Origin of the sequence: Vibrio palustris, from assembly GCF_024346995.1 — a bacterium.
GTDB classification, from domain to species: domain Bacteria; phylum Pseudomonadota; class Gammaproteobacteria; order Enterobacterales; family Vibrionaceae; genus Vibrio; species Vibrio palustris.
In genome coordinates this window covers 1,342,780-1,365,289 of the sequence record NZ_AP024887.1, presented here as the reverse complement: position 1 = coordinate 1,365,289, position 22,510 = coordinate 1,342,780, and the positions used below count along the sequence as shown (strand labels likewise).

At 42.2% G+C, this 22,510-nt stretch carries 18 protein-coding genes and 1 riboswitch; of the genes, 11 read left to right on the top strand and 7 right to left on the bottom strand.

Annotation, left to right across the window (positions count from 1 at the left end; all coding sequences use genetic code 11):
• Window positions 1-62: 62 nt before the first annotated feature.
• Entirely contained in the window at window positions 63-704 is a 642-nt protein-coding gene (locus OCU30_RS06475) for a LysE family translocator (protein WP_077312966.1), read from the top strand.
• A gap of 116 nt (window positions 705-820) precedes the next feature.
• On the opposite strand, the gene OCU30_RS06470 is transcribed toward OCU30_RS06475, so the two are convergent.
• Window positions 821-2,185 carry an alanine/glycine:cation symporter family protein gene (locus tag OCU30_RS06470; RefSeq protein ID WP_077312968.1) on the bottom strand — a complete coding sequence of 455 codons (1,365 nt, stop codon included), beginning with the start codon at window positions 2,183-2,185 and terminating at the stop codon, window positions 821-823.
• 98 nt (window positions 2,186-2,283) lie between these two features.
• Window positions 2,284-2,380, bottom strand: a riboswitch (glycine riboswitch).
• A 401-nt stretch (window positions 2,381-2,781) separates the two neighbouring features.
• Between OCU30_RS06470 and OCU30_RS06465 the strand changes: the two genes are divergently transcribed.
• Both OCU30_RS06465 and OCU30_RS06460 read left to right on the top strand, forming a co-directional pair.
• A complete protein-coding gene (locus OCU30_RS06465; protein WP_095532884.1) occupies window positions 2,782-2,940 on the top strand; it encodes a hypothetical protein in 159 nt (52 codons plus the stop codon).
• Between the two features lie 22 nt (window positions 2,941-2,962).
• The gene (locus tag OCU30_RS06460) at window positions 2,963-3,703 is read left to right on the top strand and encodes a chromosome partitioning protein ParA (RefSeq protein ID WP_077312969.1); all 741 of its coding nucleotides are present in this window, start codon (window positions 2,963-2,965) and stop codon (window positions 3,701-3,703) included.
• Between the two features lie 83 nt (window positions 3,704-3,786).
• On the opposite strand, the gene OCU30_RS06455 is transcribed toward OCU30_RS06460, so the two are convergent.
• Entirely contained in the window at window positions 3,787-4,269 is a 483-nt protein-coding gene (locus OCU30_RS06455) for a YajQ family cyclic di-GMP-binding protein (RefSeq protein WP_077312971.1), read from the bottom strand.
• 20 nt (window positions 4,270-4,289) lie between these two features.
• Window positions 4,290-5,354, bottom strand: coding sequence for a 3-deoxy-7-phosphoheptulonate synthase (locus OCU30_RS06450; RefSeq protein ID WP_077312973.1), 1,065 nt, complete (start codon window positions 5,352-5,354; stop codon window positions 4,290-4,292).
• A gap of 202 nt (window positions 5,355-5,556) precedes the next feature.
• Between OCU30_RS06450 and OCU30_RS06445 the strand changes: the two genes are divergently transcribed.
• On the top strand, window positions 5,557-6,447 hold the full coding sequence (locus tag OCU30_RS06445) for a putative PEP-binding protein (protein ID WP_077312974.1): 891 nt from the start codon (window positions 5,557-5,559) through the stop codon (window positions 6,445-6,447).
• 112 nt (window positions 6,448-6,559) lie between these two features.
• Here OCU30_RS06445 and OCU30_RS06440 read toward each other — a convergent pair whose 3' ends face one another.
• Entirely contained in the window at window positions 6,560-7,930 is a 1,371-nt protein-coding gene (locus OCU30_RS06440; RefSeq protein ID WP_077312976.1) for a hypothetical protein, read from the bottom strand.
• Between the two features lie 98 nt (window positions 7,931-8,028).
• On the opposite strand from OCU30_RS06440, the gene OCU30_RS06435 reads away from it, so the two are divergent.
• Window positions 8,029-8,862 (top strand): CvfB family protein, encoded by an 834-nt coding sequence (locus OCU30_RS06435; protein ID WP_077312979.1) that lies wholly within the window; start codon window positions 8,029-8,031, stop codon window positions 8,860-8,862.
• Window positions 8,863-8,951: 89 nt separating this feature from the next.
• Here OCU30_RS06435 and rsmF read toward each other — a convergent pair whose 3' ends face one another.
• From rsmF to OCU30_RS06420, 3 genes are all read right to left on the bottom strand, one after another.
• On the bottom strand, window positions 8,952-10,376 hold the full coding sequence (gene rsmF / locus OCU30_RS06430) for a 16S rRNA (cytosine(1407)-C(5))-methyltransferase RsmF (protein ID WP_077312981.1): 1,425 nt from the start codon (window positions 10,374-10,376) through the stop codon (window positions 8,952-8,954).
• 118 nt (window positions 10,377-10,494) lie between these two features.
• A complete protein-coding gene (locus tag OCU30_RS06425; RefSeq protein ID WP_276526735.1) occupies window positions 10,495-13,131 on the bottom strand; it encodes an MlaD family protein in 2,637 nt (878 codons plus the stop codon).
• The gene (locus OCU30_RS06420; RefSeq protein ID WP_077312985.1) at window positions 13,121-14,365 is read right to left on the bottom strand and encodes a paraquat-inducible protein A; all 1,245 of its coding nucleotides are present in this window, start codon (window positions 14,363-14,365) and stop codon (window positions 13,121-13,123) included. Before OCU30_RS06420 ends, OCU30_RS06425 begins: the two co-directional genes overlap by 11 nt.
• Window positions 14,366-15,138: 773 nt before the next feature.
• Here OCU30_RS06420 and OCU30_RS06415 point away from each other — a divergent pair.
• The 6 genes from OCU30_RS06415 (at window position 15,139) to OCU30_RS06390 (ending at window position 22,376) form a co-directional block, all read left to right on the top strand.
• Window positions 15,139-15,615: a GAF domain-containing protein gene (locus OCU30_RS06415; RefSeq protein WP_077312987.1), complete on the top strand. Its 477-nt coding sequence runs from the start codon at window positions 15,139-15,141 to the stop codon at window positions 15,613-15,615.
• 101 nt (window positions 15,616-15,716) lie between these two features.
• Window positions 15,717-16,352, top strand: coding sequence for an RNA chaperone ProQ (gene proQ, locus OCU30_RS06410; RefSeq protein ID WP_077312989.1), 636 nt, complete (start codon window positions 15,717-15,719; stop codon window positions 16,350-16,352).
• Between the two features lie 17 nt (window positions 16,353-16,369).
• Entirely contained in the window at window positions 16,370-18,376 is a 2,007-nt protein-coding gene (gene prc, locus OCU30_RS06405) for a carboxy terminal-processing peptidase (protein WP_077312991.1), read from the top strand.
• Window positions 18,377-18,590: 214 nt separating this feature from the next.
• Entirely contained in the window at window positions 18,591-19,265 is a 675-nt protein-coding gene (locus OCU30_RS06400; protein ID WP_077312993.1) for a hypothetical protein, read from the top strand.
• A gap of 165 nt (window positions 19,266-19,430) precedes the next feature.
• Window positions 19,431-22,040 (top strand): aminopeptidase N, encoded by a 2,610-nt coding sequence (pepN, locus tag OCU30_RS06395; protein WP_077312995.1) that lies wholly within the window; start codon window positions 19,431-19,433, stop codon window positions 22,038-22,040.
• Between the two features lie 117 nt (window positions 22,041-22,157).
• Window positions 22,158-22,376: a DUF2835 domain-containing protein gene (locus OCU30_RS06390; RefSeq protein WP_077313664.1), complete on the top strand. Its 219-nt coding sequence runs from the start codon at window positions 22,158-22,160 to the stop codon at window positions 22,374-22,376.
• Window positions 22,377-22,510: the final 134 nt, after the last annotated feature.

The following is a 22,510-nucleotide window of genomic DNA, read 5'->3' as shown; positions in this document are numbered from 1 at the left end:
TACAGACAATGAGCTGCCATTAAGGTATAACTTAATTAGGGACTAAAAGCATAGGAAAGGGAATGTATATACATAATTTTGAAGCGTTTATTGTTGCCATTACCATACTAACCTTAACGCCGGGGTTAGACACAGCACTGGTGATTCGCAATACCTCGCGTGCTGGTTTAAAGGATGGTTGTGTGACCAGTTTTGGGATTTGCTCAGGCTTATTTGTCCATGCTATGTGCTCAGCAATCGGTGTTTCCGCGATTCTTGCTCAGTCTGCATATTGGTTTCAAGTGGTTAAATGGGTTGGGGCAGCGTATTTGATTTGGTTAGGTTTCAAAAGCTTAAAAACTTTGTTTAGCCACCAAGTAGATACTATGCAAGTGGATAGTGTTCACACCAGTCATCACAATTTTAATGTCAGACGTTCGTTGCAAGAAGGCTTTCTATCGAATGTTCTGAACCCCAAAACCGCTGTTTTCTATTTAGCGTTTCTTCCGCAGTTTATTAACCCCCAACACTCTGCTGTGCTGCAGTCTTTATTTATGGCAGGTTTACATTTTTTGATAGCGATGATTTGGCAGTGTAGTGTGTCTGGCTTACTCAATAAAGCAAAGCACCTATTAAAAAGTGTCAAGTTTACCCGTTGGATGGAAGGCACGACTGGAAGTGTGTTAATTGCGCTTGGCGTTAAGTTGATGATCGAGTCGCGTTAATATCCAGGTGCCTTGGTAGGGGTAGGTCTTTAAAATGAAATGGCGACACTAAGGTGTCGCCATTTTTGATGAGTTAGGAGCAACGTAACTCTATGAGTTACTCTGATATGTTTGCTTTAATGTTGCTGTTTTTTTAACTCTGCTGGAAGAAAGTAAAGCCTGGTTTCCTCTGCTACGACATTGCGTAATAACAGGAGACCTATCAGATTTGGAATCGCCATTAAGCCGTTCACAATATCGGCAATGATCCAGATGAGATCTAGTTGCAGAAAAGCGCCCGATGCCACTAAAGCAATAAAGATTATTTTATAAGGCAAGACTGCTTTTGTACCGAGTAAGAACACCACGCAACGCTCACCATAATAGTTCCAGCCCAAAATAGTGGTAAAGGCAAAAAACATTAAGCCAATGGAAACGAGAATAGGCCCCCAAGTTTGTGCATCTAGGCCAATGGCAAACGCATGAGTCGTCATTTGAGCGCCCGCATAATCACTTTGCCAAGCACCCGTTAAAATCAGCGCCAAACCTGTCATGGTACAAATTAACAGGGTATCGAAGAAAGTGCCCGTCATTGAAATGAGTCCCTGACGAACACAAGATTGAGTTTTGGCGGCAGCGGCAGCCATCGGGGCACTCCCTAGTCCTGACTCATTAGAGAAAACACCACGTGCAATCCCGGATTGTATGGCTAGCATGATTGAAGCGCCTAAGAATCCGCCTGATGCTGCTGTTGATTGGAAGGCAGAATCGATAACTAAGTTCAGCGCTGGTATGACTTGGTTGACGTTGGTCACAATAATCGCTAAGCAGGCGATGACGTAAAATACTGCCATCGTGGGGACAACTTTCCCCGCCACTTTAGAGATAGATTGAATACCGCCAATCGTTACTATGGCGACTAGAAGTGTGAGTACTGCAGCGGTATAAACTTTATCTACACCCAGTGAAATTTGTGTAGCATCAACAATCGCATTCACTTGGGCAAATGTACCAATACCAAAGCAGGCAACAGCTAGCGCAAAAATGGCAAAAAGTGTGGCTAAGAAGTTCGAGCCGACACCGTATTTTAAATAATACATGGGGCCGCCAACCATCTGGCCATTATCGTCGATTTTCCGGTATTTTATCGCGAGTAAACACTCGGCGTACTTGGTTGCCATGCCAAACAAGGCAGCTAACCACATCCAAAATAGGGCGCCTGGACCGCCGATTTTTATGGCAGTTGCAACTCCGACAATGTTCCCGGTACCAATCGTCGCTGATAAGGCTGTGCATAATGCGGCAAACGCGGAAACATCACCTGGGGTTTTATCGTTGGTATTTTTGCTAAATACCATTTTTAGAGCGGTTGGAAGATGACGAAACTGGATTAAACCTAATCGCAAGGTAAAATAAGCGCCAGTACCAACGAGTAGAATTAATAGCGGTGGTCCCCACACGAAGTGGTCGATGGTGTTGAGTGTATCAGTTAAAGTGGTCATTAATTTCCCCTTAATAAACATAATCTAAGGAGAAGAGGGAAAGGGTATATTGGCAGGTAATTGCGCATGTTAACCTCATGTATCAACACGAAGTTGCCTTTCTCTCCTCTGTCCTTTTGCCTGAGAGTTTCGTCTCACGGGGTGAGATTTGCTCCTTCGGCGACCGATCAAACGGTTCTCTCCAGAGGTTCCTCCAACTACAGTCCTCGCTTATTCTGAGTTAACAGAATAACGCACCTGAAAGATTTACTTCTTCGGCGGGTATGTGTGCCTCAATGGTTAAAACCTAGGCAAACATCCTCTCTCCTGCAGTCTTCATTGGAACAATTATCTATATGGTCGATAATTTGTGGCGCGAATATTAGCGAAAACGCTTTGTGATGTCATCCACAATTTTTATTTTTTATCGTAATAGTGCGATCCAAGTAAGAGGAAGGCCAAACAAAAGGCTCACTCTATGTATAAACGCGGTTAAATTTGTCTTAAACTGATTAGATATAATTCAAATGAAACAAAATTGCCGTGGAACACACTTTTCTCTGACCATTTGTTTTGTTTCAATGATATAAAGTACCTTACTAAGGAATAAACCAGTTATGATCAGACTGATAGCGATTGCCGTTTTGCTCGTTCTCGCCTTTGTTTTAGTGCGTTATGGGACGAATGCTCACTTACAAAAAAGTGTAGTTATCACGGTAGGCGTCGGTCTTTTTTTGTATATTGCATCAGTGGTGATTGTTGAATTACTTCACTGAGCTATGAGTGAGGAGAAACCCCGTGGAGCAGAATCATTCTGATGAGCATGATGATGTGGTCGTCATTGAAGAGCGTGATAAACGTACCTACCTTTATATTGGTATTGCTGCCGCTATTGGATTAGCGTTAGGAGGACTAATTGGGTCAACAGTGACGTCATCGAAGTGGGAAAGTGCTTATCATAAGCTTGATAAACGTTATGAGTCACTGCAGAAAAATACCGCTCAGCAATCTGATCATGCGCAAGCGACAATCGCGAAAACCAAAGACAGTGTCCAACAACGGATTGATGACGCCGTTGCCAAAGTGAAAGAGCAACAAGCTAAAAAAATTCAAGGATTAGAAAAGCAGGTTTCAGAACTTGAAAAAGTAAATTCTTCGCTTGATAACAAAGTTAGCTCTCAAAAACAGACGATTGCTCAGGTCGATGAGCAAAAAAAGTCACTGAATCGTAAAGCAAACTTGCAAGCAAGTGTTTTTGAACGTTCGCGTGAGATTTTTCAGAAAGAGTTGAAAACCAAACAAGAATTGGAACAATTACAAAAAGAGCGCGATACGTTAGAGCCTAAGATAAAAGAACTGAAGAAAGCGTGTGATTTGTACCTGGCCGGCACATCGTGGGATGCGAAATCTGACGCTTGTGATAAACAAGATGAAGCAAAATCTCGTCTCTCGCAATTGGATCAAATGATACATGTACACCGGATGGACTTAAAACAAATTCAAGCACTCACTAGTGAGATTGGTTTAGATGGCTCTTGATAACGTGTGATGAATGTCTCAAGACGACAAAGCCCAGCTACTGGCTGGGCTTTGTCGTATCTAGATGTAACTCATCTCACCGTTTAGTCGCGGAAGTTTTCAAACTGGAGAGGTAACTCTAGTTCTGCGTTACGTAAATGCGCTATCGCAGTTTGCAGATCATCGCGTTTTTTACCGGTTACCCGCACTTTTTCGCCTTGAATTGAGGCTTGTACTTTTAGCTTGGCATCTTTCAGCATTTTGACGATTTTTTTACACGTTGCCGTATCAATCCCTTGTTTAAAGATTACATCTTGATGCCATTTTTTACCTGTACGAGTTGGCGTTTGAATGTCCATCGCTCGTTGATCTACGCCACGTTTGGCTAATTGATTACGTAAAATATCCATCAATTGACGCAGTTGAAATTCACCTTCACAGGTAAAAGAGACGGTCACATCTTTCAATTCTATTGACGCTTCAACATTACGAAAATCAAAACGTGTGGTCAGCTCACGAGCGGCGTTTTCGACTGCGTTACGCAGTTCTACTGAATCAGTCTCTGAGACGATATCAAATGAAGGCATAATGGTCTGTCCTTGTGTTGTTATTCTTGATGATGGCGACGTTCTTGCACTGCAGTGGCAAGCATATCGAGCATTGTGTGTGTATCTTCCCAGCTAAGGCAAGGATCGGTAATGGACTGTCCGTATGTTAACGCCGCAATATTGTTCATAGGCTGATTTCCTTCAACAATAAAGCTTTCGGCCATAATGCCCGCAATAGAGGTACTACCGGAACGTAACTGATTACAGATGTCTTGCGCCACATCAATTTGTTTTTTATGATTTTTTTCACAGTTAGCATGACTAAAGTCAACCACTAAACGTGGCTGTAATTGATGTTGACTTAGGTGGGTGCAGGCGTCACCGACCGATTGAGCATCAAAGTTAGGTCCTTCAGAGCCACCGCGTAAAATAACATGTCCGAATGGATTACCATGGGTTTGGTAAACCGTCATTTGCCCATTTTTGTCTGGCGAGTAGAAATAGTGCTTCGCTTGCGCAGCACGAATGGCATCGATAGCGACTTTGACATTACCATTTGTGGCATTTTTAAAGCCAACCGGGCAGGAAAGGGCGGATGCCATTTCGCGATGAATTTGCGATTCAGTGGTGCGCGCTCCTATCGCTCCCCAAGAAATTAAATCGGCGATATATTGACCCGTGATCATATCGAGAAATTCGGTCGCTGTGGCGAGGCCCATTTCATTAATCTTGAGTAATAGGGCGCGTGCTTGGCTTAAGCCTTCGCGCAACGCGTAAGAGCCATCAAGATTTGGATCGGTAATAAGACCTTTCCAGCCGACAACGGTACGGGGTTTTTCAAAGTAAGTACGCATAACAATGCATAAATCTTGTTTAAATTGTGCTTGTACATTAGCAAGACGGCGGCCATAGTCGAGTGCTGCATCGGTATCATGAATGGAGCATGGCCCGACGATAACCAGCAAGCGGTCATCTTTTCCGGTTAAAATTGCTTCAATCTGTTGACGCGAATCGGCAATACGTGTCGCCACTTCATGGCTAACAGGGAAACGCTCATTCAATTCTGCGGGCGTTGGCATTGGCCCCAATGCCTGGGTTCTTAATTCATCGGTTTTTATTGGCATGATGTGCCTGTCCATTAATTGCGAAGCGGTTAAGATAGCGAATTTAGCACAGGGAATAAACTGCTGATGTCGAAAACTGACATATTTTGCTATCTAGTGAAATTTTATGCATTTTTTTAATATAAATATTAATTTTTCTTGAGTTTTTTAGTATCCATCGGTATTTTCATCATAATGATAATAAAGTAGTAACGGAGCAAGAATGAGTGAGCAAAATATGAGTATTGTCGATACCGGCTTAAACATAGGGACAGGCGTACCTAGTGATACTATTCAAGGCGATAGCTCGGCGGTATTTGTATCGTTATCTGAGCTCATTGCAGAACATGTGTTTTATCATCCTGCGTTAGTGTCGGGGACAGAAAATCTGAGCGAGCTCGAGTTACAATCTCTTGCGAGTATTTTGAATGAAAAATCAATTAAAGAGCATTTTATTGCAACGCTGGTGACGGCGATTCAAGAAGAAATCGCCGATAAAAACGCCTTAGTTAAAATTTCGTTGAGTGATAGCGATAGTCACCATTTTAAAACATTGATTGGTGGGCACAGTGTCGAAAGTGATGAAGTCAATCCTGCGATTGGTTTACGCGGCGTCTCGCGCTTTGCATCGCAAGCATATGCAGAAGGGTTTAAACTGGAGTGTGAGGTTATTAAAACCTTACAAAAATTACACTATAACATTGAAATTGTTGTGCCATTTGTACGCTCACTGAGCGACGCTGCCACCATTATTGATCGTCTGGCGGAGCAAGGTTTACCACGTGGCCTTAATGGATTGAAAGTTTCTTATGTTTGTCAGGTACCCTCGGCGGCATTATTGGCTGACCGTTTATTGCAATATTTTGATGGGGTCGTGATTGATTGGGATGGCTTAACACAATGTACTTTAGGTATCGACAAATATAATGAGGCACTTGCTTACTTGTACAACCCAGAAAGTCAATCGATCACTATGCTGGTGGATTATGTCACATCGGCTGCCGTAAAAGTCCATAAACCGCTTTCTATTGTGACGACAGGCCTAGCTGACTACACTAAGTTACAAACCTACTTATTAGATAACCATAGCACCACTCGGATTTTCAACTTTTAAATCATCGCGATATTTAAAAGTTGATCGTTTACAGTAGCGTAAAAAAGGTACCGCCCAATGGGTGGTACCTTTTTATTATGTTGGCGTCACTGATTAGGCGTTATTGTCGTACTCAATCAATAGGGTTAAAGTTACCGGGCAGCGGGATCGCTTCAATATCGACAATACGGCTTCGGTTAAGAATGACTTTCCAACGGTAATACTTTGCAGGACCAACGTGGCTATTTTCTTTAACAATCAAATTCAATAAGTGGCGTTTTTCTACCTTTTCCTTGCTGACTTGTCCATTGTTGAGAACGTATAGCTTGTTAGAGCCTTTATCCATCAAACGCGTAATAGGGCGTAAGTCAATCATCATCGATTCACGTGTTTGTTCATAACCACTTAAAAACCGAGAGGTACGCATTTGTACCTTGGCGTGGTAGTGTAAAATTTGTTCTTCTCGCTGCACAACGCGTTTCTTACGAATTACTTGTATGGTATCAGGTAACTCAGATAGCTGTTTGTAATCCAACCACTCGTATTTTTGCCCGATAGGTTTACCACGCGTAGGATCATGGTAGACACGCATCCAACGGGGTTTTCCTTTACGTGCACGTCGCCACAACCAGTCTTTCATTTCATCTTTAAATATTTCACGAATGGCATAAAGCACTGCCATAACGATAATAAAAGAGGCGGTGATTTCGCCGAGGTAATCACGGGCAGTCACGGCGAGAATGGTGACAAAAATCATAATAAATCCAGTCGCACCGCCTTTCACCATACGGCGTACATTTTTACCTAGTAGTTCTAGTTTTTCATTCAGAACCACCGGGTGTTCTATAAGCCGACGTAGTAAACGCATTTTATTACTCAAGCGTGTTGGGTCTTCACTGACTTTGGGGCTGTTATAGTGGTTGAGCGCCCGATGAGCTTGTTCTTTCTCTGCTAAGGTAATTAAGCGTTCTTTAACTGTTTTATAGTCTTTATCCCGAGTTAATGATGAAACGATGGATAAAAACTTTTGCTCGGTATACCAAGACAGGTAATTATCAACATTCGAATAATAACGCTTGATGCTTTCATCATAAGGGATGTTACGGCGTAACCTTTTTAGAATGTCTAACGATAGTTCAATGACGATATCGACTTCATCAGAGGTATCGGCTTCTTCATTACTCTTAATTTGGCTTACGGCGTAATCTAAAGCTGTGACATACTGGTAAGCAAATAAACTGAGACTGACGCGGTATTGTTGTGAAGAGAGCCGGCCACGTTGCGCAAGACGGCTGTGGACCAGAGGTAACAGCATTTCATCACTAAAATAAGCCCGTTTTTGGTGAATGGCGGTATGATAAAATTCGGTTTCGGAAATTATATCGGGGCCTAGGCCAAGCTCGCCTGGTACAAAAAGGTAGAAATCAACATCGACTTCTTTACTTTCAGAGATCTGTGTACTGATTTTTAACGTGACAGCGTCATGTTTATCAACTCTGATCAACTATTACTCCCCAAAATATTGATTATTTTTTTGTTCGTTAGAGAAAGCATAACAGAGATAACGTATAATCTCTGCAAATTTGATGTGAGACAGTTTAGATGATGAATATAGGTCGAATAAACCGCCTAGAAGTAGTAAATAAAGCCGAGTTTGGTGTTTTCCTAGATGCTGGAGAGTATGGCAAAGCATTATTACCAACTCGTTACACGCCGAGCGATGTAGAAATCGGTCAATTTGTTGAGGCGTTTTTATACTTTGATTCGGAAAATCAAATTGCCGCGACGACAGAGACGCCAATCGCCCAAGTGGGTGAGTGGGGCTTAATGAAAGTGGAAGGCGTGAACAATGTCGGCGCGTTTGTTAGCTGGGGAATTAAAGAAAAAGATCTTTTGGTTCCATACAGCGAACAACGTGGACGTTTGTACGAAGGCCAAACCATTTTAGTGTACGTGTATACTGATAAAGCATCCGGTCGCATTGTCGGTACGACTAAGTTCAATAAATGGTTAGATCAAACGCCTGCGCAGTACCAACCTAACCAGGAAGTGGATTTGTTAATTGCCGAGCGTTCTGAGCTAGGTTTTAAAGCCATAATCAATGGCGAGCATTGGGGAATGTTGTTCCCATCAGATGTGTTTGGAAAGCTGTTTGTGGGTAAGAAACTCAAAGGTTATGTCAAAGGCATTCGTGATGATGGCAAGATAGATTTAGCGTTGCAAAAGCAAGGCGTTGCTAAAATGGATGATTTGAGTGGTAAAATTTTAGACTTACTCGAGAAAAAAGGCGGCTTTTTACCGCTTAATGATAAATCATCCCCTGATGCTATTTTTGCTGCGTTCCGCACCAGTAAAGGGACGTTTAAGAAAACCATTGGTAGCTTGTACAAGCAAGGTAAAATTACGATTTCAGCTGAAGGGATTACGTTGGTTTAATCCAAAAAGCCCACATTGGCATAATGTGGGCTTGTTACTTCTCGTTGAAAGGTGAATAAGCGAGCGATTATCACTAGTCATCGCCTTAATTAAAAGAAGATTTTATCTCGTACCAACTCACGAGGGAGTCCGTTTTTAATTCTATTGCCTACCCACTTGCCTAACCCGATCACGGCATTGTCGAAACAGACGATCACTTCACCTTTGCCAGGCGCTGTTTCTGGACGAATATCTCGCCCCATAAACCATTCTCGAGCGTTGTCGGTGCTAATGTTTACCTTGTATGTATTGTCGGCTTGAACAAGCGATGTGGCGACTTGATGTTGCCAACGGAATCCTTTCTTGTGTGTCTCGGCAATTTTTATCCCCATACGTGAAAAACGCATTTCACTTAAAAAGGGTTCTAATGCGGTTGGGAATAACCAGATGTCGTTATCTCGCTCCCACAAACGCGCATCCTCAGGAAGAGTTACGCCTAGCGCTTCATATAGCGCATCCGCGATGGTGCTCGCCATATTACGTGATACTTTTCGAAACGGGAATTTCCCCAAACGTTTTTTAACATCAGGTGGCGTAACGGCAGAGTTCTTTCGAATGCGCGCCACGAAAAACCCCTCACAATCGTACATTTGTGGCCAAATATGCAGGAAGCCTTCGTCGGTTAGCGCCGTGTTTGCCTGTGGGAAAAGCTCGGCTAATGACTCAAAAGTGACGGCGTCACCAAAGGTGCGTTTTAAATGTGCACAGACGTCTTGGTTTTCTTGTTTGCTGAGTGTGCAGGTTGAATATACCAATACACCGCCTGGTTTTAATGCATGGAAGGCACTTTCGATTAACGCTTTTTGCGTGTGTGCAATGGTGGCGATGGCACCGTGACTCCAATTTTTAAGCGCATCGGCATCTTTACGAATAGTGCCTTCACCAGAGCAGGGCGCATCAAGCAGGACTGCATCAAAATGTTCCGGTAACCATGCTCCGAAAACATCCCCATCATAATTGGTTAACGCCGCGTTACGGACACCACAACGTTCAATATTGGCATGCAATATTTTAACACGGCTTGCTGAATATTCATTGGCGACCAACACACCCTGATTAGCCATGCGGGCGGCAATTTGTGTGGTTTTAGACCCAGGCGCAGCGGCGGTATCTAATACAGTTTTAAACTCACTAGTCGCGTTATTGAACAAGGCACTAACTGGCATCATTGAGCTGGCTTCTTGAATATAAAATAACCCAGCAAGGTGCTCCGCGGTATTGCCCAAAGAAACGGTCGACTCATCAGCCTCAATCCAAAACCCTTCCGAGCACCAAGGGATGGGCTCCAGCAACCATCCATGTTGTTGGGCAGAGTGTTTAAATTCGTCGACACTGGTTTTTAATGTATTTACTCGAATACTTTTGCGTAACGGGCGTTGACATGCTGCGGTGAAATCGTCCATAGATAAATGGCTCGGCAAAATATTCGCTATAGCCGCAAGAAATTGATCTGGGAATGTTATGTTGGAATGCACAATGATTCTCTGTCGCGATGAATTCGACGCTAGTATACCTGATTCATTAACAAGTGGCAGCGCCTGACTATAAAAAGAAAAGCCGCAGTTACGCTGCGGCTGGTCGAGAGGCTACTTTTTAGGGTTTTGGAATGATCGTATGCCATTCTTTCCAATCATCGTCTGGAGACTCATTGAGCAAGAATGATTGGCCATCTTTTGCCATGACTGGTAAAGGTTGCTCATCAGGCGTCGCAAAACTGATGCCACCGCGCATGATACTGTCTAACGTACCAGATTTGACATTGGCGCCCCCAATACCAATCGAAACGTCCACACCGGAAGCGTTCCAAAAGACGGTATTTTTCCGCACTAGATAGGTATATTGCGGTTTGATCTCTACCGTTGTTAATACGCGATCGGCTAAGTTACTTAAACCTACTTGTGTAACATGACCGACTTCTAAGCCGCGATAGAGGACGGGAGTTCCAGTGGTGACTGATTGACGCGTTGGACTCTGCAGTACAAACTTTTTACCCATCGTTTTATAGGGAGAGGAGCTTAATGAGAATCGTGTTTGCTCTGCTCCCTTACCCGGGTTGACGGAGATTGTGGTGTGGAAAAGTTTATCAATATTATCAATGCCCTTTAAGCTGATATTTACTTTTGATACCCAGAAGACACTCCCACTGCGTGCCAGTTGTTGACTGTAGTCGGGCTGAATCTGCGCTTTAATCGTTACATTATGTTTAGTGAAATTTGGCGTAATTTTAATGACTTTTCCAACATTAACCCCTTTGTATTGGAGTGATGTGCCGACTTTTAAATCCGGGTTCTCATCAGCCACCAATGTGACTTCTGTGCCATGGTGACGCGCTTGATCGTAGTTAGGGTAGAGTTTCCAATGATCGTTGATTCGGTTATCAATGCCTTTGAAATTATCAAACTCAATGCCGCCTTTAATCAGGCTTTGTAGCGGCGCGGCTTGCAGCTTGATGCCGGACAAAGATGCTTGAATATCAATGCCGGAATGATTCCAAAATACCGTATTGTCCGTTAATAGATGTCGATATTGGTTATCAATATTGACCGTCACTTCAACGCCTTGAGACGTAAGATGATAATGACTAACGGTTCCGACTTTGAGGTTACGATACAACAGCGGACTGCCGGCACTGACAGGAGGCAGCTTATCTGCGACTAATGTTAACGCTTGGGAACCGCTCTGATTGACTTGAGCCAGATCAGCCAAAGATTTGTTGGCGTATAATTGGTAGCCATCGGCAACCTTATCTTTGCCTGAGCGAATAAAGCTAATTGAGCCGGTTAATAACTGCTTAGCGGGTGGAACAGTGACATTCACACCATCATCACTGAGTTTGGCATTCACACTGCTGGAAAGATAAAAGCGATTTTTTGCGTGAATGAGATCGCGATATTTATCAGCGATGGTGACGACAAATTTAACGTTATCTGTGGTTAATTCGACGTCAACAACACGACCAACGGCGATACCACGATACAATATAGGAGTCCCTTTCTCCATACCATAAGAATCTTCGGCCCATAAAGTGATACTCATGGAATGACGCTGCGTAAACGCTGCCTGACGTTTAGCCACAAATTGGCGTGAATTAGCATCATTATTAGGATGCTCGCTTGGTATAAGAGTTAAAAAATTACCTTTTACAAAGTTTGCTAAGTTTTTGCTACCAGAGAGAGAAAGCGAGGGTTCTTCTAATAAAAAATGCGCGCCAGATGTCAATAAATCACTAAATGCCGGTTGCACTGCTGCACTTGCTTTTATGTGCGAGCGGTCGTCATTGAACGTTAAATCGGTAATTTGACCAATTTCAATACCGCGATACATTATGGGAGAGCCATCTGAGTTTATCTTGCTGTCATCGGGCAACGTGATCGTAATCGGGATACCACGTCCCGCGGTTTTTAGGTTTTTATATAAATGGAATTCGGATTTTTCTGTCACTGGCTCACCACCATCGGGAGAGTCCACGGCAATGGCGCCGCCAACCAGTGCACTGAGGCTTTCAAGTTGAACATCAATGCCATTAAATCCCATGCTGGCTTCAACGCCGCTCACATTCCAGAATCGACTTTTATTGGTAATGACGTCTTTGTATTCTTCTTTGATGGAAGCTTGGATTAAAACCGATTTGTTATTTTTATCGAGTTGATAACTAAGCACTTCTCCTATTGGGATTTTTTTATAGACGATTTGTGAACCGACGGAGATACCGCCTAAATTATTGGCTTTAAGTTGTACAGACATACCATGATGAGAAATTTGATTGGCAGGCGCATTATCAAGTGCTTGAAACTCGTCCGGGTGGCTGTTGGTTTCGGTTTGTCCTGGCTGAATGGCAATATAATTACCAGAAACCAGTGCATCTAGACCAGAGACTCCAGATAAACTGGCTTTTGGTTTCACTAACCAAAATTGGGTGTCTTTAGAGAGTAATTTCGTTGCTTCAGGATAAATTTCAGCATCAACAAAAATGCTTTCGAGATCAGGCGACAGTTTAATATTTCTGACCATGCCCACTTCTAAGCCTTGATAGCGAATGGTGGTTCTACCCGCGACTAAGCCTTGTCCATTGAGGAAATGGATTTGAATACGTTCACCCGCATCATTGACGGCTTTAAATACTAACCAACCTGCAAGTAACATAGTGAGAATGGGTAATATCCATAAAGGAGAGATACCACGGCTACGTTTAATGTCCGGTTCATATGACATCGTATTTTTATTCATCAACAGACCTTTTATGAGTGTTGTTATCGGTGGCTGCACAGTCCCACATCAAACGTGGGTCGAGGCTTTCAGTGGCTAATAGTGTTAATACCACCACCAATCCGAACGCGACGGCGCCATTCCCTGGTATGAAATTGAGGAGTTGTCCTCGATCGACAAGCGTTAACATAATTGAGATAACAAATAAGTCCAACATCGACCACTTCCCAATCATTTTGATAATAAAGAAAATTCGCATGCGGTGTTTTGCAAATGTCATGCGTTTCAATTGAATACTTAATAAAATATATCCAAGACCAATGATTTTTGCCATGGGGACTAAAATACTGGCAATAAAAATAATGACAGCAATGCCTGACATATGACTATTAAAAAGTGAGACAACACCAGAATATATCGTGTCTTCTAGATGTTGACCATTTGTGAGCAAAATCGAAATTGGAATTAAGTTCGCTGGAAAAATAGCAACGCTTGCAGCAAGAACATACGCCCAAGTTCGTTCGATTGATTGTGGGCGTCGTTTATGTAGGCGATGGTGACAGCGCTGGCAATGGGTCCCTGCAGGCTGAGAAAGATGACAAAACAGGCAATGGACATCTTTGCTCTCATGCTGATATGAGGTTTCTTTACGCCATGCTTGCCAATAGCGACGAATACTGACACGGCTAATCAATAAGACGGTCAATACCTGCAGTAAGATGAGCGCGTAAAGGGCAGGGCCGACCATCAAATCGGCAAAATCTTTTAATTTAAAGCTGGCAATCGCAATCGCGACTAAGAAGACATCAATCATGGCCCAGCCTTTGAGGCGATAGATAATATCACTACCAATACGAAGTCCCATAAACCAACGTTTGCGCAGCGCTATATGACATAATATCAACGCACTACAAAGTAAAACAGGGGCAATGATACTGCAGAACATAACTAATACTGCGAGTTCTGCAAACCCATCGTTATACAAATGTTCAATGCCATTCCATAGCGATCCATCGATGGTCACTCCTAATAGACGCACTGATAAAAATGGCATACTGTATGCTGGAATAAATAGGCACAAACAGGTTAATGCAATGGCTAAATTACCGGAGAGTGAAGGACTTCCTCCACGGCTTAGTTGAGTCTGACAACGAGGACAGTAAGCGTTATGTTTGGCATCTAGTGTAGCCGGTTGTAAGGGCAAGTCACAGCCCTGACATAGACGAGTCGTCGCAATAGCTGGCGTCTCATTACACATTGTCTATTATCTCTTTAACACTAAGTGACACTGTCACGTTGAAGGGGGAAGCCTTAATTAGCTGCATACTCTTTAGTGTGAAACAAAAAGTTGTATACAAACTAAGTACATAGCGTAGAACGCCGTACTGTACCATATAATAGTCGATATAGCCCAGTTTCATTGAGTCGCTCCATGATGTATTCGCTTGATTTGCTTGATGACCTTTAATGGCATCGCTCGCTTTAGCTGGGGTTATTACTGATAATTGATACGTGATCAATAAGCCTATTATCTATTCAGATCTCAGTCTTGTGGTGTTAACGCATCATTGGCAGATTGCGGCATATCTGTTAAGCGTACACTATGATGCCTTGTTAGGGATCGACACAAAGATAATAACATGATTACGATGCTCATGGATGTCGTCATAGTGAAGACATGACGTCGATACATTGGTCGCTTATCGCAGTATCGACATGTAAAGAGATGATTAATACAGCGCCTTGCTTGAGGGGGCATTGTTTTCTCTTGATGTGCCCCCATAATATCCTTGGTCTAGCGTAGCATGTGAGTCGTAAGTATCGTGATCCTGACTTGGCGACAAAAAACACCGCTAGATTTGTGAGAAAAATGAAGTTTTGTAGGGTTTTTCTTGAGTTATCAGCCAAGAAACGCTAATAGTGTCATGTATATCTATCATGATCTTGATAGAGGCATCCTATTTATATCAATGAGTTTGTCGTGAACAAGCTTAGAATTATGAAGTTTTTAAGTTTTAATTGGAAATGTATATGAATATCGAACAATACCAGCGTCTCACTAAACAAGCCGTCTCGCTTGTTGAAAGTGAACCTAACCTAACAGCGAACCTAGCCAATATTAGTGCGCTTCTTAACATGGAATTAGAAGACATTAACTGGGTTGGATTCTATGTGATGGATAGTGCAGATGAAATGGTATTAGGTCCGTTCCAAGGGTTACCTGCATGTGTGCGTATTCCTGTAGGGCAAGGTGTCTGTGGGACAGCAGTCTCGACAAATACGGTACAACGCATTTATGATGTACATGAATTTGAAGGACATATTGCCTGTGATGCCGCAAGTAACTCTGAGTTGGTGATTCCATTCTCAATTAATGGCAAAATCGCAGGTGTATTGGATATTGATAGTCCGAGTATTGGTCGTTTTAGTGAAATTGATCAAGCTGGACTAACAGAATTAATGAATCAGGTAGAAAACCTGCTCAATTCACACGCTAACAAAGCATAAATTGGTGTTTGCCTGTGGTTTTTCCCATTCAGGTCACTATAATACCGAACATATTTATTGAAAATGCTTTGCGGAAATAGCCGCACCAACCAGGAACCCTCATGGAAAACACTGAAAAGTTAAAAAACAGCAAAGAAGTTATCGCATACATTGCTGAATGTTTCCCTAAATGCTTTACTTTAGAAGGTGAAGCTAAGCCATTAAAAATTGGTATTTTTCAAGATCTTGCTGAGCGTCTAAGTGAAGACACTAAAGTAAGCAAAACACAGCTACGTGCTGCTTTAAGACAGTACACATCTTCTTGGCGTTATCTGCATGGTGTTAAACCTGGTGCTGTGCGTGTTGATCTTGATGGTAATGACTGTGGTGAATTAGAAGACCAACACATTGAACATGCAAAAACAGCGTTAGCTGAAAGCAAAGCACGCGTTGATGCTCGTCGTAAAGAACAAAACAAGAAAGCGCGTGAAGAAGGCAAAGCGAAGAATGCGAAAAAACCGCAGGCTCGTCGCCCTCAATCTCAGTCTAAAGCGCCAGCAAAAGCGAAAGAAACAAACAAGCCAGTTGAAACACGTGCTTTGAATACTGACGAAGCGTCTGTCGGTAAACAAGTAAATGTCAATATGGGCAAAGGCAACATGGCTGCGACCATTGTTGAAATTAATAAGGAAGATGTACGTGTCCAACTTGTTAACGGCCTACAAATGGTTGTCAAGATGGAGCACTTGCGCGCTTAAAGGAGATATTCCTACGCATGAAATGCCGTTCAAAATTGACACTGATTGCTGCTAGCGTTTGGCTAGCAGCATTTTCAGCTCAGGCTGTCGAAGCCAACATTACTGAAGATAATTTACCTAAGCTAACGTCTGAATCTCAGCAGTCTATAGCCGCTAAACGGGTAACTTCGCGCTTCACTCGTTCCCACTACAAGCACTTTTCCCTCGATAATCAGTTCTCTAAAAAGATTTTTAATCGTTATTTGAAAATGTTGGATTACAATCGCAATATTTTCACAAAAGCCGATATTGATTCTTTTCAAAACTGGTCAACCCAACTTGATGATCAATTAAAAGCAGGCGATAACGACATTGCGTTTAAATTATATAATTTATCGCAACATAAACGTTATGAACGTTATCAATACGCGTTGTCACTGTTAGACAAGAAAATGTCGTTTGATAAAAACGAGTCTATTCAACTTGATCGCTCTGAGGCTGCGTGGCCAAAAAATGAAGCGGAACTCGATGATTTATGGCGTAAGCGAGTTAAATACGATGCTTTGAACCTGAAACTAACGGGAAAAGATTGGCCAGAAATTAAAAAAACGCTGACCAAACGCTATAACAACGCCATCAAGCGCTTGAGCCAAACTCACAGTGAAGACGTCTTTCAAACATATATGAATGCTTTTGCGCGTTCGATTGATCCTCATACCAGCTACTTATCACCACGTAGTGCCAAGCAGTTCCAAAGCGAAATGAGTTTGTCTTTAGAAGGCATTGGTGCGGTTCTGCAAGCAAGTGATGATTACACTGAGATTCGCTCATTAGTGAAAGGCGGACCAGCTGAAAAAAGCCATAAATTGTCTAAAGGCGATAAAATTATCGGTGTAGGGCAAGATGGCGAAAAAATAGTCGATGTTGTTGGATGGCGGTTGGATGATATTGTTGATTTAATTAAAGGACCTAAAGGTTCTAAAGTAAATCTACAAATACTACCGGATAGTAAAGGCGCGAAAAGTCACGTTGTCACTATTGTTCGAGATAAGATTCGTCTTGAAGACCGAGCGGTTAAATCCGAAATCAAGCAAATTGATGGACACAAAATTGGTGTACTTGAAGTACCGAGCTTTTACGTCGGTTTATCGAAAGACACCAATAAACTCCTAGAAAAATTGAATGCTAAGCATGTTGATGGTGTCATTGTCGACTTACGTAATAACGGCGGTGGTGCATTAACAGAAGCGATTAGTTTAAGTGGTTTGTTCATTAAGAGCGGCCCTGTGGTACAAGTACGTGACAGCTATGGTCGAGTTAACATTGACAGTGACACTGATGGTAAAGAAGCGTACTCCGGTCCTTTAACGGTTTTAGTGAACCGTTATAGTGCTTCCGCTTCTGAAATCTTTGCTGCAGCAATGCAAGATTATGGCCGAGCGGTAATTTTGGGAGAAAACTCGTATGGTAAAGGGACGGTACAGCAGCATCGTTCATTGAATCATATTTATGATGTTTTCGATGACAAGCTGGGTTATGTGCAATATACCATTCAGAAGTTCTATCGTATCGATGGCGGTAGTACGCAAGAGAAAGGTGTGAGTCCAGACATTGCTTTTCCAACACCCATTGATCCCAAAGATACTGGGGAAAGTGTTGAGGATAATGCATTGCCATGGGATAGCATAGCCAAAGCAGATTATCACCCATTGCATAATGAACAAGATCTGATTAAACAGTTAACAGCGCAGCATAAGCAGCGTATTGCTAAGGATCGTGAATTCGATTTTATCCGTGAGGATATTGCTAAGTACAAGCAAGATAAGGATGAAAAGACTTTATCTTTAAATGAAAAAGTACGTAAGCAAAAAGCCGATGAAGCGGATGCCGAGCAATTAACACGCGTGAATGCGCGTCGTAAAGCGTCAGGTAAGAAACCGTATGCATCTTTTGATGATATTCCTAAAGATTATGAAGCACCAGATGCATATCTTGATGAGGCGGTCGCTGTCACTAACGATATGGTTGATGACTTAAAACAGTAAACTTACTGATTAAGGTTGTAATAACAAAAACGAGCCGTTAATGGCTCGTTTTTTTATGTCTGCGCGACCGTAGCACGGCTCAGAGTGAAGCCGTTATCGTGTATTCCATAATAACAATCAATGTGTAATTTTATCGACCTCTTTAAATTGTCGCGCAAGCTTGACGTTCATTATCTACGCTTAACAAGTGTGTTAGTTCAAATAAGGGTAATCTATGCAATGGCTACGCTATGTAATATTCGGTTTATGGATCGTGTTTAGTCCTTTTAGTTTTGCGCATCAAGACAATAATCATGATCTCACCCATTTTGATCATCCATTTTTATTAGGAGATTGGTCTTTTGTTAATCCATATCCAGAGAAAACACCGGAAGGGTTTCGTGCGATCCAAATCAGTTTACGTTCAGATTATCGCTTTCAAATAGAAGTTAACAAGCAAGATCGTTCTGTCCAGCATTGGACCGGTGTGTTTGAGCCAAGTGAAGAAAAAATAGATTTTTACTTTAGTAATGGCGAACAACACAGTTATGTGTATCAGGGAAGCCATAACACATTAATGATGAATAATATTTATTTTCATAAAACGTTGCCAGACAATCTTGCTGGCCGTTGGGCAAGTCAAACCATCAAAAATTTAGAACATGATAGTCCTAGTACGGTTAAGCATATCGACTTATTAATTAAGCCCGACTTTGTCTTTCTGTTCCGTTCTGTTACGGAGAAAGGTGATGAAACTCTTCACCAAGGCATTTTTTATACAGAGCAAGATCATTTAGTTTTTATGTATGAAAATGGCCAACATGATACCAAGTATTTGTTAAACCAAGATACACTAACGTTGAATGTTGAAGATGGCGCGTTACTGGCCGTATTAAACCGAGTGGAATAGTATCCACGAAAAGATTTGATGGTTTTATCAGCGCTACAACGGGGTATTTTTATTAAATACCCCGTTTTTTACGTCTAGGGGTTGTTATTGTTGGTCTTCGGTTTAAGATCATTATCATCTATATTGGATAGTCACATTACAATTACGTCAAAAAGGATTACGGCAATGGCTCAAACTCCTCAAGCAAAGTACAGAAACGATTACACTCAGCCGTCTCATACGATTACGGATATCGAGTTAACATTTGATTTGCATGATACTGCAACCACGGTGACTGCAGTGTCTTACGTTAAGCAATTAGCTGATAGCAACACGTTGTGTTTACATGGTGATGGATTAACACTGGAAGCAATTAAAGTCGATGGAGCTGATTGGGATGCGTATGAACAATCACAAGATCAATTGGAAATCCGCGATTTGCCGGTTCACTGTGAATTAACCATTATTACCTTAGTTAATCCGGAAGCTAATACGGCACTAGAAGGCTTATATAAATCGGGCGGTGCATTCTGCACACAATGTGAAGCAGAAGGCTTTCGTCGTATAACGTATTATCTTGATCGTCCTGATGTCCTCGCGAAATTCACCACCACAGTCATTGCTGATAAAAACGCCTATCCTTATTTATTAAGTAACGGTAACCGTATTGAAGACGGTGTGACGGATAATGGTCGTCATTGGGTTAAGTGGCAAGACCCACATCCAAAGCCAAGTTATCTGTTTGCATTAGTCGCCGGTGATTTTGATGTTCGTCGTGATCAGTATACGACGAAATCGGGACGTGATGTGACTTTAGAGATTTTTGTCGACAAAGGTAACCACGAGCGCTCTAAGCATGCGATGACCTCGCTGATTAATTCAATGAAGTGGGATGAAGAGCGCTTTGGTTTAGAGTACGACTTAGATATTTATATGATTGTCGCGGTGGACTTCTTCAACATGGGCGCTATGGAGAATAAAGGCTTAAATGTCTTTAACTCTAAATATGTGTTAGCGGACGATCAATCCGCTACAGATAGTGATTATCTTGGTATTGAAGCGGTTATCGGACATGAGTATTTCCATAACTGGACGGGTAACCGTGTAACTTGCCGTGATTGGTTCCAATTAAGTCTAAAAGAAGGGTTGACCGTATTCCGCGATCAAGAGTTTTCATCGGATCTTGGTTCCCGAGCCGTTAACCGCATTAACAATGTCGGTGTGATTCGTGGTGCTCAATTCCAGCAAGATTCTGGCCCAATGTCTCATCCTATTCGTCCTGATAAAGTAATAGAAATGAACAATTTCTACACGGTGACTGTGTACGAAAAGGGCAGTGAAGTTATTCGCATGATGCATACTTTATTGGGAGAAACCAACTTCCAAAAAGGGATGACACTGTACTTTGAACGTCATGATGGCACGGCCGCAACGTGTGAAGACTTTGTCTGTGCGATGGAAGATGCATCTGGTATCGATTTAGCCCAATTCCGTTTATGGTACAGCCAGTCGGGTACACCAATATTAACGGTAAGTAGTAACTATGATGCGTCTGCACAAACGTATGCATTGACGGTTGCTCAACATACTCCTGCAACGCATGATCAAAAAGACAAACAAGCACTGCATATTCCATTCGACGTTGAGCTATATGCTTCAGATGGCCGAGTGATTGAGTTACAGCGTAACGGTGAAAAAGTAGATAACGTGTTAAACGTAACACAGGACTCACAAACGTTCGTGTTTGAAAACGTTACCGAATGTCCGATTCCATCGTTGTTACGTGAATTTTCTGCGCCAGTTAAATTGGTCTATGACTATAGCGATGAAGAACTCACTTTTCTAATGGTACACGCAACCAATGAATTTGCTCGTTGGGATGCTGGTCAAATGTTATTAGCCAAATATATTCGCCACAATGTTGAGCGTGTACAAGCAGGTAAAGACATTGAATTACCAGAACACATCATTGATGCCTTCCGTGGTGTATTACTGAACGATAGCCTAGAAGCTGCGTTTATTGCTGAGGTATTAACACTGCCAAGCTATAACGAAGTGTCAGGTTGGTTTGATACCATTGATGTGGATGCGATAACGCAAGTATTGCATGAAATTAAAACGACGTTAGCAGCAGAGTTAGTCGACGAACTTAGCGCGACTTATCATACGCTTAAACAAACGACGTATACGATTGATCATGCAGCGATTGGACAGCGTTCGCTACGCAACGTATGCCTGGGTTATTTAGCCTTTACCGAAGCGGGTAATCAGCTCGTGGAAGCACAATATCATGACGCGAATAATATGACGGATACCATGGCGGCGATGAATGCGGCCAACCGTGCGCAATTGCCATGCCGCGAGTCACTCATGAAAGACTACAGTGATAAATGGAGTCATGATGGGTTGGTTATGGATAAATGGTTCGCGATCCAAGGGACAAACCCTGCTAGTGATGCGCTTGATGTGATTCGTCAAACCATGAGCTCACACCCAGCATTCAGTTTGAAAAACCCCAACCGAACGCGTAGTTTAATTGGCGCATTTTTCCGTGCAAACCCAGTTAACTTTCATACGACAACAGGTGAGGGCTACCAATTCGCAGGCGAAATTATTCGTGAATTGAATAGTTCTAATCCACAGCTTGCCGCAGGAATGGTCGATGCGTTAATGCAGTTCCCACGTTACGATAAACAGCGTCAAACGATGTTAAAAGCAGAACTAGAAAAATTAGTTGCACTGGATAACTTGTCATCTGATCTCTATGAAAAACTGACGAAAGCATTGGAGCAATAAGTGATCTTCTTAAGTAGTTGTGTATTATTGTCTGCTTAATGATTGAACTATTGTGAAATAAAGGGAAGTGGCACTGTGATGGTGCCACTTTTTCTCTTGATTTTAAAAGTACCGATAATGAAATATTATTATTTTTCTCTTAACATCTCTTATCAAGAATTTGTGGCTCATTACTCTGGGGTTGCTGCCAATGTGGTAGTCATGACCGATCAAGGGCTACGTTTACAGCTTCCTGCCTCACGTTTTCGCACTTACCTAAGCCAACTGGGAGTGAAAGGGCGTTTTCGTTTAACAACCGACGAAAATAACAAATTTCATAAGCTTGAAAGTATTTAATGCCGATTATTTACACGAAATGCAGTGTTACGTTTGGTAAGACTGTGTGGGAGTTAACATAATTAACATTAATTAAATAAGTTACTTACAATAAGGCGAATTAGGTCAAAGCGTAAGACTCGTCTTAGGTCTAT